The organism is Bradyrhizobium uaiense, assembly GCF_010811875.1.
Taxonomy (GTDB): Bacteria; Pseudomonadota; Alphaproteobacteria; order Rhizobiales; family Xanthobacteraceae; genus Bradyrhizobium; species Bradyrhizobium uaiense.
Genome location: NZ_VKHP01000060.1, coordinates 26504 through 38063, shown reverse-complemented (window position 1 = coordinate 38063; position 11560 = coordinate 26504). Strand labels below are relative to the sequence as shown.

Here is an 11560-nt window from a genome sequence, read left to right as displayed (position 1 = left end):
TGTATGGGGGGCCCGGAGATGGTAATAAGAGGCAGATTGCGTGGAACCCGGGAGCAAGGATCGCGCCGCCGCCGATGCCGAACAGTCCGGCGAGAAAACCGGACAGCGCGCCGACTGCAACCAGCAGCAGCGCAAGCTCGAGCAATTCCTTGGGATCGAGGCCGGCCATCATGTCCTTCGCACAGCGTTTGGCGGGCGGCCGCAGTCCCGCCGCGGCGCCGTCTTTGAGAGAGCAATAGCCCCTTTTGGGATTCGGGAGTATCCATGCTCTTGAGCAGGCTCTCTTGCGAAATGCGGAAGGATCGAGCTTGGACCAGCTTGCGGCGATGGCAGCCTTTGTCCGCGCGGTCGAGACCGGCAGCCTGTCGGCGGCGGCACGCTCGCTGCCGAGCTCGCTGACCTCGGTCAGCCGCCAGATCAGCGCGCTTGAGGAGCATTTCGGCACCCGCCTTTTGTTGCGCACCACCCGCCAGCTCGCGCTGACCGATGACGGCCGAATTCTCTACGAGCGCGCGAAGTCCGTCCTCGGCGAAGTCAGGGAGATCGAGGCGGCGCTGGCGCGCGACCCGCAGCAGCCGTCGGGCCGGATTCGGCTGAGCTCACCGAGCCTAATCGGACGGCTCGTTATCGCGCCCTTGCTGGTCGAGTTTCTGCGCCGCTATCCGGCGCTCTCGGTCGACCTGCTATTGATCGATCGCGCCGTCGACATGATCGAGGAAGATATCCATCTGGCCATTCGGATCGGCCGCCTGCGCGACTCGCAGCTCGTCGCCCGCAAGCTCACCGATCTGCAGATGATCGTCTGCGCTTCTTCTGACTATCTGGCCCGGCAGGGCGAGCCGCGAACGCCGGGCGATCTTGCGACGCACGACTGCCTGGTGTTTTCCGATTCGCCGGGCACCGCCGACTGGCGCTTTGCCGACGGCACGAAGACGGGCCGCAAATTCCGCATATCCGGTCGGCTCTGGATGAATAGCCTCGACGCGCTGGTTGCTGCGGCGCGGGATGGCGCGGGCATCGTCCGCGTGCCGTCGTGGCAGGTGCAGTCCGATCTCGCGAATGGCCGGCTGCAGCGCCTGCTGATCGACCACGAGCCGGCGCCGACGCCGCTGCACCTGATGCTTCAGCCGGCACGCCTCGCATCGCCTAAGATCAGGGCATTCGTCGATTATCTCGTGGAACAGTGGGGCAAGATCGACGCCTTCCGGGCCCCGTAAGTGGGCAGCCGCGCACGCCGGTAGCCGAACGCGAACATCGATTCATTTTTTAGTTCGCCCAGCCTTGCATCTGGTATACCACACTGCGGATCAACCAGAATTCGGCAACTCTAACAATGAACTTCGGTTCGACCGAAGGCTATTTGGCCGTTGCGCGGGTTGATCCTAGTCCGTAAATAGAACTCCTCTACCGCGTTCCCCGATGGGCCGGGCGCGGCCCCTCACATCATAAAGCCCGCCGATGACCGCCAGGATCGAACGACCGCTTTCACCCCATATTCAGACCTACCGGTGGACGCTGACGATGGCGCTGTCCATCGTGCACCGTGCCACAGGTTTGGCCCTCTATTTCGGCACCCTGCTGCTGGCCTGGTGGCTGATCGCCGCCGCCACCGGCCCGACCGCCTACGCCAATGTCCAGGCCTTCACCGGCAGCGCGATCGGTAGGCTGATCGTGTTCGGTTACACATGGGCGCTGATGCACCATCTGTGCAGCGGCATCCGGCATTTCGTCTGGGATCTCGGCTACGGCTTCAAGGCCACTGAGCGCGAAGCCCTGACCTGGGGCGCGCTGGTCGCCGGCATCACACTGACCGTGCTGGTCTGGATCATCGCCTACGCGGTTGGAGGTGGACGATGAGCGGCCCCTCCTCGATGCGCACGCCGCTGGAGCGCGTCCGCGGCCTTGGCTCCGCGCATACCGGTACCTCCGATTTCTGGCGCCAGCGCCTCACCGCGGTTGCGATGACGCTGCTGATCGTCCCCGTGATCGTCGTCGTGATCATGCTGATCGGCCGCAACCATGCCGGCGCAGCGCAGATCCTCGGCTCGATCCCGATCGCCATCATCCTGCTGCTCTTCATCGTCGCCAGCACCTGGCACATGAAGATCGGCATGCAGGTCGTGATCGAAGACTACATCCACAATGAGAAGCTGAAGATCGCCAGCGTGATGGCGAACAACTTCTTCTGCGTCGCGGTCGCATTGGCCTCGATCTACGCAATCCTCAAATTGTCGTCGGGAGTTTGACCCATGGCCGGTGAAGGAAACGGCAAGGCCACCAACGGCGGCCCGGCCACGAACGGCAAGGCCTACCCGATTCAGGACCACACCTACGACGTCGTCGTGGTTGGCGCCGGCGGCGCGGGCCTGCGCGCCGTGGTCGGCTGCTCGGAAGCGGGCCTGCGCACCGCCTGCATCACCAAGGTGTTCCCGACCCGCTCGCACACCGTTGCGGCGCAGGGCGGCATCTCGGCCTCACTCGGCAACATGCACCAGGACGACTGGCGCTGGCACATGTACGACACCGTGAAGGGTTCGGACTGGCTCGGCGACCAGGACGCGATCGAATACATGGTGCGCAACGCACCCGACGCGGTCTACGAGCTCGAGCATTGGGGCGTCCCGTTCTCGCGCACCGAGGACGGCAAGATCTATCAGCGCCCGTTCGGCGGCATGACCTTGGACTACGGCAAGGGCCAGGCGCAGCGCACCTGCGCCGCGGCCGACCGCACCGGCCACGCCATGCTGCACACGATGTACGGCCAATCGCTGCGCCACTCGGCCGAGTTCTTCATCGAATTCTTCGCCATCGACCTGATCATGGACGACCAGGGCGTCTGCCGCGGCGTGATCGCGCTCAAGCTCGACGACGGCACGCTGCATCGCTTCCGTGCCCAGACCACGATTCTGGCGACCGGCGGCTATGGCCGCGCCTACGCCTCCTGCACCTCGGCACACACCTGCACCGGCGACGGCGGAGGCATGGTGCTGCGTGCCGGCCTGCCGCTGCAGGACATGGAGTTCGTCCAGTTCCATCCGACCGGCATCTACGGCTCGGGCTGCCTCGTCACTGAAGGCGCCCGCGGCGAAGGCGGCTATCTCGTCAACTCCGAGGGTGAGCGCTTCATGGAGCGCTACGCGCCGTCGGCCAAGGACCTCGCCTCACGCGACGTCGTCTCGCGCGCGATGACGATCGAGATCCGCGAAGGCCGCGGCGTCGGCAAGAAGAAGGATCACATCTTCCTGCACCTCGATCATCTCGATCCGAAGGTGCTGCATGAACGGCTGCCGGGCATCTCCGAATCGGCGAAGATTTTCGCCAATGTCGACGTCACCCGCGAGCCGATCCCGATCGTGCCGACGGTGCACTACAACATGGGCGGCATCGCCACGAACTATCACGCCGAGGTGCTGACCAAGCGCAACGGCGACGACAATTCGGTGGTGCCGGGCCTGATGGCGATCGGCGAAGCCGCCTGCGTCTCGGTGCACGGCGCCAACCGCCTCGGCTCCAACTCGCTGATCGACCTCGTGGTGTTCGGCCGTGCCGCGGCGCTGCGCCTTGCCGACAAGCTGACGGCGAATGCCAAGCAGCCGGAGCTGCCGAAGGATTCGTCCGATCTCGCGCTCGGCCGGCTCGACCACTTCCGTCACGCCTCCGGCGGCACGCCGACCGCGAAGCTGCGCGACAGCATGCAGCATGTGATGCAGAACAATTGCGCGGTGTTCCGCACCGGCGACATTTTGCAGGAAGGCCAGAACCTGATCCACAAGGTCTATGGCGGCGTTGGCGACATCTCAGTCTCGGACCGCTCGCTGGTGTGGAATTCCGACCTGATCGAGACGCTGGAATTCGACAATCTGATCGTGCAGGCGGTCGTGACGATGGATTCGGCGGCCAACCGCACCGAGAGCCGCGGCGCGCATGCGCGCGAGGATTTCCCGGACCGCAACGACAAGGACTGGATGAAGCACACGCTGACCTGGATCGATCCAGCCGGCAAGACCGCGATCGAGTACCGTCCGGTGCACAGCTACACGATGACCAATGACGTACAGTACATCCCGCCGAAGGCGCGGGTCTATTGAGAACGAAGGCGAGCAAGCATGGTTGAATTCGCACTTCCGAAGAATTCGAAGATTTCCGGCGGCAAGACCTGGCCGAAGCTGGCGGGCGCCACCGAGACCCGCGAATTTCGGGTGTATCGCTGGAATCCGGACGACGGCAAGAATCCGAGTGTCGACACTTACTATGTCGACACCCGTGATTGCGGTCCGATGGTTCTGGACGGCCTGATCTGGATCAAGAACCACATCGACCCGACGCTGACCTTCCGCCGCTCTTGCCGCGAAGGCGTCTGCGGCTCCTGCGCGATGAACATCGACGGCCAGAACACGCTGGCCTGCACCAAGTCGATGCACGATGTCGGCGCCGGCGGCGCGGTGAAGGTCAATCCGCTGCCGCACCAGCCTGTCGTCAAGGACCTGGTCCCCGACCTCACCAATTTCTACGCCCAGTATGCTTCGATCGAGCCGTGGCTGAAGACCACGACGCCGACGCCGCAGAAGGAGTGGAGGCAGAGCCACGAGGACCGCGAGAAGCTCGACGGTCTCTATGAATGCATCCTGTGCGCCTGCTGCTCGACCTCGTGCCCGAGCTACTGGTGGAACAGCGAACGCTTCCTAGGCCCCGCAGCACTGCTGCAGGCGACACGCTGGGTGACCGACTCCCGTGACGAAGCGACCGGCGAGCGCCTCGACAATCTCGAGGATCCGTTCCGCCTCTATCGCTGCCACACCATAATGAACTGCGCCAAGGCATGCCCGAAGGGCCTCAACCCCTCGGAGGCGATCGCCGAGCTCAAATTCAAGATGGTCGAACGCCAGATCTGATCCGACGCGGCTCGGCTGGCGCTGGTTGTCTGGAGACAAAATAGTTCTTCTTAGACAACATAGTTCTTCTTAGACAAAAAAGTCCTTTCGAGCTCGGGGACATCGAAAAGTGCAGCGAATCAAGGCGGGTCCTATGGCCCGCCTTGATTTCGTTTGGCCTAACCGTGCGCAGCAGAACTAAACACACGCGATCCGGACAGCCATCGTGCCCCTCAGGTTCTCGGTGTCGAACACAGTTGCACCTGGAAACGAAGCTGACCGAGGACGACATGCCGGCGTCAGACTAGGGTGTCGAGGAATTCGACCCTAGCGTCCGAATTCCTCGACCAGCGTCCAGCAGTAGGCGTCGACGGTCACGTAGTCGTGCAGCATCTGCTTATGGAAGACGATGGTCGGCGCGGCGTCGAGAACCGAGTGAGTCATCCAGGGACGGAATTTGCCGAGCGCCCGCTGTTCTCCGCGGAGGCGGTCGTACTCGGCCTGGTCGCCGGCGAGGGCCGCGGCGACCGCTGCGGCATCGAGCGTCTTGAACTGCTCCGCCGACACCTCTTCGATGACGTAGGGAGGGATGTACAGCGGGATCCTGTGTGCGAGCCCGTCCCGGAAGGAGATCAGGTTGCCCAGCCATTCCTTGTTGTCGTCGAGGAAGGCTTTGGTTTCGTCGCTGAACGACTTGCGGACGAAGGGCTTCCCGAGGCCGATTTCGTGCCGTCCGAGCTCGGCGCCGCCCTTGCCCCGCACGTTCTTCTCCAGAACCCAGATCCAGGCGAGGTTTTCCAGGCAGCCGAAGGCGTTCATGACGAAATTCTGGATGAAGGCCGTAGCGGCCATGACGGTCACCAATTCAGGCACCTCGTCGAGTTCGGGAGGCAGCAGCTCGAAAACCGTGTCGACCATCTGGACCATGGTCGACAGGCGGCGGCAGAGACCGTGCTGCGCGTATTCCCGCGCCTGATCGTTGCCGTACGCTCGCCCGGCGTAGCTCGCCTTCAGCTTTCGCAGTTGCGCCGGCAATTCGACCAGGCCGTTCTTCAGATCGTCGAGGGCTTCTTGGCTGAAATATCCCACCGTCCCTACGCCTCCACGTCCTCGACCTTGCCGCGGGCATCGACCAGCGCGATGCGGATGCCGGCGGCGGCGCAGCGGGGCGCCAGTTTGCGTCCGACCCGGCGTGTCACCTCGGTTGCCGGCATGACTGCGACCTGACGGGTGCCGGGCCCCTTCATCATCAGGCGTCCGACGATCTCGCAGAGCCCCTTGTCCAGCTTCGACAGCCGGCCGGGATGCCGGGTCGCGATCGTACCGCCCTTGCACTCGGCTTCGATGGTAGTCCCGTTCGCCACGGCCGTGACGTCGCTCAATCCGGACTGAGGATGGACGACGATCCGACGCCCCTGCGCGTCCTCGAACGTTCCCGCGAATGCGCTGCGGGTGGTCTCGATTCTGCGGAAGCCGCGTTTCTCGATCCAGCCGGGGAAGTCGATCTGCCGGGCATGCTGCCCGTCCGGATGGATCTTCACCTCGCGGACGGGCTCGGTCCGGAACAGGTGCATGGCGTAGGCCAGCATTACCGCGCCTTCGTAGAAGTGCCGGTCCGGCTGATCCGCCGGCGCTCCGGCGGTCGGTGGCCGCTCGACGATGAGGTCATCGAAATCCATGTCGAAAATCCAACAACGTGCAATTGAGGGGGAACTGTAGCTCCCGTGATCAGGCGCGCCAGTCCGCAGGCCTGGCCGGCCGCCGCGCGCGGGCTTGCGTTGCGATGGGCCGCTCCCTACCTCCGGGAACGATGGCCCCCAAATGTATCTACTGCCGCAGCGAATTGACCGGAGAGGTCGGGAACGACGTTCGGACTCCGACGCTCGAGCACATCGTGCCCTATTCGATGGGCGGAAGCGACGCGTTCGCGACGATGGACGCCTCCAAGAAATACAACAACGATTTCGGGAGCTCGGTCGATGCTCCGTTCATGAATCAGCTGCCGGTCGCGGTCATGCGGCACAAGCTGGGACTTAAGGGGTACGGAGGGACCATCCCGCCGATCGAACTGAAGGCGCGCTCGCTCGATAACGGCGAGCCGGCGACGGTCATCATCGACGATCAGGGCAACGTCGACTACAGCTTCGGAACGACGGTGGTCACGGACGAGAAGGAGAAGTTCACGCAGCGACTGGTCGGAGGCGACCCCGACCGGGTGCGTCAAATACTGGAAGGGATGCTCCGCAAGGCGAAAGCCGATAAGCGGACCGTTTACAGCCTGACCGGCAAGGTGATCGGCAGCAGCGCCGACATGCCGGAGATCGCGGAGATCGAAGAGACGTCGACGCTCAAGGCCTCCGTCACCATGGATGGTACGGTCTGGGCCCGCGGCTTGTTCAAGATCATCCTGGGACTCGGTCATTTCTTCGCCGGCCCGGACTGGACCTTCAGCGCGGACGGCGGAGACCGGATACGGACCGTTCTCGTTTGCGAACGGTCGCAGTGGCCGGATAAGTCGCTGCGCGGCTTCATGGCGGGCCAGATCCCGGCGGATATCGCATCGCTGCTGGGAATCACGCCCGAGGTCCGAGGCGAGAAGTATCACACGCTGGCGGTGCTTCCCCGGGAAGAAGGGCTCCTTGCGGTCGTTTCGCTGTTCGGCGGCGATCTGCCGGAATCCGTGGCCACGTTGGGAAGCGAGCGGGGCAAGCTGGCGACGGTCAACGGATCCTTACCTCCGTCGACGCGTGTAGGCGTCCGCATACATCCGGTCACGCGCGAAACGACCTGGATCACGGTGGAAGACGCGCTTCGACGGACTTGAGGCCAGCAAGTTCGCGCCAAGCGCGACCAGCCTGCCACCCGAGGATTCGGCGGGGTCTCGCTCAGTCTAGTTCCACAGAACTCCGCTCGCGAGTTTGCGCGCCCGCGTGCGCAGCCACGCATATCGTTTCTTCTTGGCTTCCCTGGCCTCCGCCGAGGCCGCGTAGCTTCGCATGTGGCTTACCAGGGGCTTGAACGGCTTGCGCATCTTCACGAGCATCCGTCTGAAGCGATATTCGTAGGTGAAATAGAAAACGCCCGCGACGATGAACGAGAGCGATATCATCATGATGGAGTAAAGTAGCTTCGGCGGAAGGTCGGCAGGACGCAGGACGGGCTTCGCGTAAAGCGCGGCTATGGCTTGGGCCATCAGAATGCCCGACAGGACGGCAAGGAACTTGATGAGGAGCCACGTCACTGCCGCCGTTATCCATTCGATCAGGACAAGACGGTTCGCACAGCCGAAAATGCCGCTGACGAGGTAGCTCAAGACCTGAGGCAACACCACGACGATGTAGATCGAGGCGATCAGATAGCGCTCGTCGTGGAAATCCATCGACGTCTTCTGAAACCACACGATGAAGCCGCCGATTGGCGAATTTCCGCTCAAGATCGAGCCAGAGATGCTCCGCTCGTTGGCCCACACGTAGTAGAACAGGCCAGAAAACAGGATGAGCATCAGCCAGAACGCGTACCATATGGTGAAGACGTGGCCTGGATGTTTGCGCCGCAGGTACAGCGTGGCGACGACGAGACCGCCCAGCAGAACCGCGTCGGCGACGCCGAGAGCACCATACAATATCCAGCCGGTCATCGTGGATCCTCTCCTCGTTGGGTCTCGGCCGACACGGAAGACCTCGAAGCCATCTATGCCGGAAGTCGGCCTAGCGCCGGTCACTTCTTCGAGTAGAGCAGTTCATCGAGACGGGACGCGGCACGGTAGATCGCTCCACGACGATTGCTGCTGCGCGAGTCGGTCCCTTGGGCCCGATCGAGACATTCCAGAAGGATCGTTCGGATGCTTTCGAGATCCTTCGGCTTCACCGTCGTAGGCAGGGCCTGCACCGCGCCGGCGAACACGACGTCCTCGTCGACGTCCACCGGCGCCTTGATCTCGCCCCGCGCCAGTTTTCCGCGCAGAGCTTCGGCCTTGCCGGTGGATTGGCGGAAGGCCGCGTCCTTGCCGGCGAGCCTGTCGACCAGCGCGTCGCGCGACGAGGGATAGGTGGCGACCTGTTTGCGAAGGTCTTCGGCGACCTCGGTGGCGTTTGACTGCGCCTGGTCGATGTAGAACCACACGGGAAACCACTTCCGTTGGGCGTGGGCCTGGAAGTGGATGTACTGCATCGGCTCGGCGACCTTCTCGTTGCGCAGGAAGTTGCGGACGACGGCGTCGGGGGTCACGTTCTCGCGGATGATCCTCGTCCGCTCCCTTTCCACCTCCGAAACCGGCTCGACGTCGCCGATCAACCTGAGCGCCGGCGCCCCCTTCTTCTCGTCGAACTCGCCCTCGCGCACGAATTGGATGCTCGGGAGCAGGGACTTGTCGATGAGAAATTTGCCGCTGGTGCCTGCGACCTCGCCGGAGTCGAGGTCGATCGTGGCTTCCTTGCCTATCGCGACGCGGTTCATGCGGGCGCTGAACTCGGCGACTGCGCGTTGCTCGCGCGCGGCGCTGATCTGCCTGAGCTCTCCCGGCTTGATCAGGCGGGTCTCGCCGACGTACCGGAAATAGATCCCTCCTTCCTTCACGTCCTGACCGACGTTCTTAATGGCGATGACGGGCCCATGATCGTGCTTCTCCACATAGAGCACGCCGACCTGCTTGCCGCCGAGCTCGATGAGGCCCTTCGTGACATGAGGAACGGGATCGAGGGCGCCCGCCAGGATTCTGTTGAGGAGCGAGATGTCCGACTTCGTGAAGACATCGTCGGAAAGCCCGTCCGCCTGGTAGGTCGCATCGGTGACGCCGAACAGGAGATAGCCGCCCTTGTTGTTGGCCAGGCCCGCGATCGCGCGGAGCGCCTTCGAGAACCGATCCTCCGGCTGAAGCCGGAAGCCTGCCTTGCACTCGATGCGGTCGGTCCCGTCGTGATGTGAAGAAAGAATACGAGGTGCACTCCCATCTGAGCGATGGCAAGGACGGTGAGCCCGGCCGGCACGCCGGGCGGCCAGATCGCCGAGGTGTTCGCAACCCAGAAGGACGTTATCGTCAAGATCACCGCCAGCAGCAAACCGATCGTATACACAAGGAAGCCAGAAGACGCTTTCTGCTCCGAGGCCGGGACGGTCGGTCTGTCTCCCGGTGCAACATCCCAACGCACTTCAGTCATGGAAGGACTCCCATCAGATAGACAACGGTGAATATCAGAACCCAGATGATGTCCAGCGCATGCCAGAACAGGGAGAAGCAGTGCAGGCGTCGGACCACGACGTCCTGAAAACCTCTCATCGACAGCTGAACCATCATGAGAATCAGCCATGCCAATCCGACGGTCACGTGCAGCCCGTGACTGCCGACCAGCGTGAAGAATGCTGAAAGAAATGCGCTGCGTTGCGGCGCCGCTCCCAACGCAATCATGCCCTGGAACTCGCGGAGCTCGAGAGCAAGAAATGCCGCTCCCAGGAGGAACGTCATTACGGCGCCAAGAAGGGTCGCGATATATCGCTGCGAGTTGATGGACAAGGACATCATTCCGCAGCTGTAGCTGGAGAGCAGGAGGAGGGCGGTCTCCATGGCGACGTTGCGTTGATCAAACAATTGAGCACCGGTCAGACCGCTCGCACTCGCTTTTGCGAGCACCGCATAGCTCGCAAACAGCGCCGAGAACATCACGATGTCACTCAGCAGGAAGATCCAGAACCCAAAGCCGGCAACGATCCGCTTGGGTGCAGGACCCGCCTCGCTGATATCATGCAGTTCGCTATGGCGCTCGCGCTGTTTACCGCGTTCGTCGGATTGATGATTGCGCCGACACGCCTCGATCCACTTCCTGGTCTTATTGCAATTCTCGCAATCGCAGCCGGCGCGGGAGCCGCCGGCGCGCTGAACATGTGGTACGACGCCGATATTGATGCAGTCATGGCTCGCACCGCGATGCGACCAATTCCCCGCGGCAAGGTCTCGAAGGGTGAGGCGCTTGTCTTTGGAATTTTCCTCGGGGTAATCGCTGTCGTAGCTCTCGCCCTGGCGACGAACCTCGCGGCCGCCGCCCTATTGGCCTGTACGATTCTGTTCTATGTCATCGTGTACACGGTCTGGCTAAAACGGAGCACGTCGCAGAACATCGTTATCGGCGGTGCAGCCGGCGCGCTCCCGCCCGTGATCGGATGGGCCGCGGCCACCGGACATGTCGGGCTTGAGCCCCTCGTGCTTTTCCTCATCATCTTCCTTTGGACACCACCCCACTTTTGGGCTCTCGCACTCAATCGCAGCGATGACTATGCCCGTGCCGGCGTCCCCATGCTGTCGGTCGTCGCGGGACGGGCTGCAACAACGCGGCAGATCCTGGTCTACAGCAGCTTGCTTGTTGTCGCTTCAGAGCTGCCTTGGGAGCTCGGGTTTGCAGGCGCGATCTATGGCGCGATCGCGACGGTCTGCAGCGGACTTTTCCTCCTGTTGGCACTTCAGCTGAATAAGAGCATTGGAGCCGATCGTCGCGCCGCTCACAGGTTGTTCCTGTTCTCCATTTTCTATTTGTTCGCGTTGTTTGCGGCGCTCCTGAGCGATGACGGTGGCTGTTTGAATTCGCGGACACCTGGCCCGCGCGCTGACCGCAACATCGGATGGGGCTACACCAATGCCCTGCAGCACACCGCTCGCAGCGGAAGCCGCCTAATCAAGTTCAGCACGCGGGAGGTCTAGT

12 protein-coding genes and 2 pseudogenes are annotated in these 11560 nt (G+C 62.9%); 7 read left to right on the top strand and 7 right to left on the bottom strand.

Annotated features, from left to right (window positions below):
* The first annotated feature begins 308 nt into the window (after positions 1 to 308).
* From FNJ47_RS16870 to FNJ47_RS16850, 5 genes are all read left to right on the top strand, one after another.
* Positions 309 to 1217, top strand: coding sequence for a LysR family transcriptional regulator (locus FNJ47_RS16870; RefSeq protein WP_163154979.1), 909 nt, complete (start codon positions 309 to 311; stop codon positions 1215 to 1217).
* A 241-nt stretch (positions 1218 to 1458) separates the two neighbouring features.
* Positions 1459 to 1857 carry a succinate dehydrogenase, cytochrome b556 subunit gene (gene sdhC, locus FNJ47_RS16865; protein ID WP_163154977.1) on the top strand — a complete coding sequence of 133 codons (399 nt, stop codon included), beginning with the start codon at positions 1459 to 1461 and terminating at the stop codon, positions 1855 to 1857.
* Positions 1858 to 1871: 14 nt separating this feature from the next.
* Positions 1872 to 2246 carry a succinate dehydrogenase, hydrophobic membrane anchor protein gene (gene sdhD, locus FNJ47_RS16860; protein WP_094194339.1) on the top strand — a complete coding sequence of 125 codons (375 nt, stop codon included), beginning with the start codon at positions 1872 to 1874 and terminating at the stop codon, positions 2244 to 2246.
* Between the two features lie 3 nt (positions 2247 to 2249).
* Positions 2250 to 4088 carry a succinate dehydrogenase flavoprotein subunit gene (sdhA, locus tag FNJ47_RS16855; RefSeq protein WP_163154975.1) on the top strand — a complete coding sequence of 613 codons (1839 nt, stop codon included), beginning with the start codon at positions 2250 to 2252 and terminating at the stop codon, positions 4086 to 4088.
* An 18-nt stretch (positions 4089 to 4106) separates the two neighbouring features.
* Positions 4107 to 4892 (top strand): succinate dehydrogenase iron-sulfur subunit, encoded by a 786-nt coding sequence (locus FNJ47_RS16850; protein ID WP_163154973.1) that lies wholly within the window; start codon positions 4107 to 4109, stop codon positions 4890 to 4892.
* Positions 4893 to 5198: 306 nt separating this feature from the next.
* On the opposite strand, the gene FNJ47_RS16845 is transcribed toward FNJ47_RS16850, so the two are convergent.
* Positions 5199 to 5906, bottom strand: a complete 708-nt coding sequence (locus FNJ47_RS16845) for a hypothetical protein (protein ID WP_163154971.1) — start codon at positions 5904 to 5906, stop codon at positions 5199 to 5201.
* A gap of 59 nt (positions 5907 to 5965) precedes the next feature.
* Complete coding sequence (locus tag FNJ47_RS16840; RefSeq protein ID WP_163154969.1) at positions 5966 to 6550, bottom strand: hypothetical protein; 585 nt, start codon at positions 6548 to 6550, stop codon at positions 5966 to 5968.
* A gap of 215 nt (positions 6551 to 6765) precedes the next feature.
* On the opposite strand from FNJ47_RS16840, the gene FNJ47_RS16835 reads away from it, so the two are divergent.
* Positions 6766 to 7695 carry a hypothetical protein gene (locus tag FNJ47_RS16835; RefSeq protein WP_235999935.1) on the top strand — a complete coding sequence of 310 codons (930 nt, stop codon included), beginning with the start codon at positions 6766 to 6768 and terminating at the stop codon, positions 7693 to 7695.
* 66 nt (positions 7696 to 7761) lie between these two features.
* On the opposite strand, the gene FNJ47_RS16830 is transcribed toward FNJ47_RS16835, so the two are convergent.
* From FNJ47_RS16830 to FNJ47_RS16815, 5 genes and pseudogenes are all read right to left on the bottom strand, one after another.
* The gene (locus tag FNJ47_RS16830) at positions 7762 to 8508 is read right to left on the bottom strand and encodes a hypothetical protein (RefSeq protein WP_163154965.1); all 747 of its coding nucleotides are present in this window, start codon (positions 8506 to 8508) and stop codon (positions 7762 to 7764) included.
* Positions 8509 to 8588: 80 nt separating this feature from the next.
* Entirely contained in the window at positions 8589 to 9212 is a 624-nt protein-coding gene (locus tag FNJ47_RS16825) for a hypothetical protein (RefSeq protein ID WP_235999937.1), read from the bottom strand.
* Positions 9213 to 9461: 249 nt separating this feature from the next.
* A pseudogene (locus tag FNJ47_RS54705) lies at positions 9462 to 9770 on the bottom strand (AlbA family DNA-binding domain-containing protein); the annotation flags it as partial.
* 65 nt (positions 9771 to 9835) lie between these two features.
* A pseudogene (locus FNJ47_RS53925) lies at positions 9836 to 10027 on the bottom strand (hypothetical protein); the annotation flags it as partial.
* On the bottom strand, positions 10024 to 10614 hold the full coding sequence (locus tag FNJ47_RS16815; RefSeq protein WP_283811255.1) for a cytochrome (ubi)quinol oxidase subunit III: 591 nt from the start codon (positions 10612 to 10614) through the stop codon (positions 10024 to 10026). The pseudogene FNJ47_RS53925 and the gene FNJ47_RS16815, both read right to left, overlap by 4 nt.
* Positions 10615 to 10620: 6 nt before the next feature.
* Between FNJ47_RS16815 and FNJ47_RS16810 the strand changes: the two genes are divergently transcribed.
* Positions 10621 to 11559 (top strand): heme o synthase, encoded by a 939-nt coding sequence (locus FNJ47_RS16810; RefSeq protein WP_235999934.1) that lies wholly within the window; start codon positions 10621 to 10623, stop codon positions 11557 to 11559.
* The last annotated feature ends 1 nt before the right edge of the window (position 11560 follow it).

Coding starts and splice junctions, on each gene's coding strand:
- FNJ47_RS16850 (WP_163154973.1), top strand. CDS start 4,107: ATGGTTGAATTCGCACTTCCGAAGAATTCGAAGATTTCCGGCGGCAAG.
- FNJ47_RS16810 (WP_235999934.1), top strand. CDS start 10,621: ATGGCGCTCGCGCTGTTTACCGCGTTCGTCGGATTGATGATTGCGCCG.
- sdhA (WP_163154975.1), top strand. CDS start 2,250: ATGGCCGGTGAAGGAAACGGCAAGGCCACCAACGGCGGCCCGGCCACG.
- sdhC (WP_163154977.1), top strand. CDS start 1,459: ATGACCGCCAGGATCGAACGACCGCTTTCACCCCATATTCAGACCTAC.
- FNJ47_RS16830 (WP_163154965.1), bottom strand. CDS start 8,508: ATGACCGGCTGGATATTGTATGGTGCTCTCGGCGTCGCCGACGCGGTT.
- FNJ47_RS16840 (WP_163154969.1), bottom strand. CDS start 6,550: ATGGATTTCGATGACCTCATCGTCGAGCGGCCACCGACCGCCGGAGCG.
- sdhD (WP_094194339.1), top strand. CDS start 1,872: ATGCGCACGCCGCTGGAGCGCGTCCGCGGCCTTGGCTCCGCGCATACC.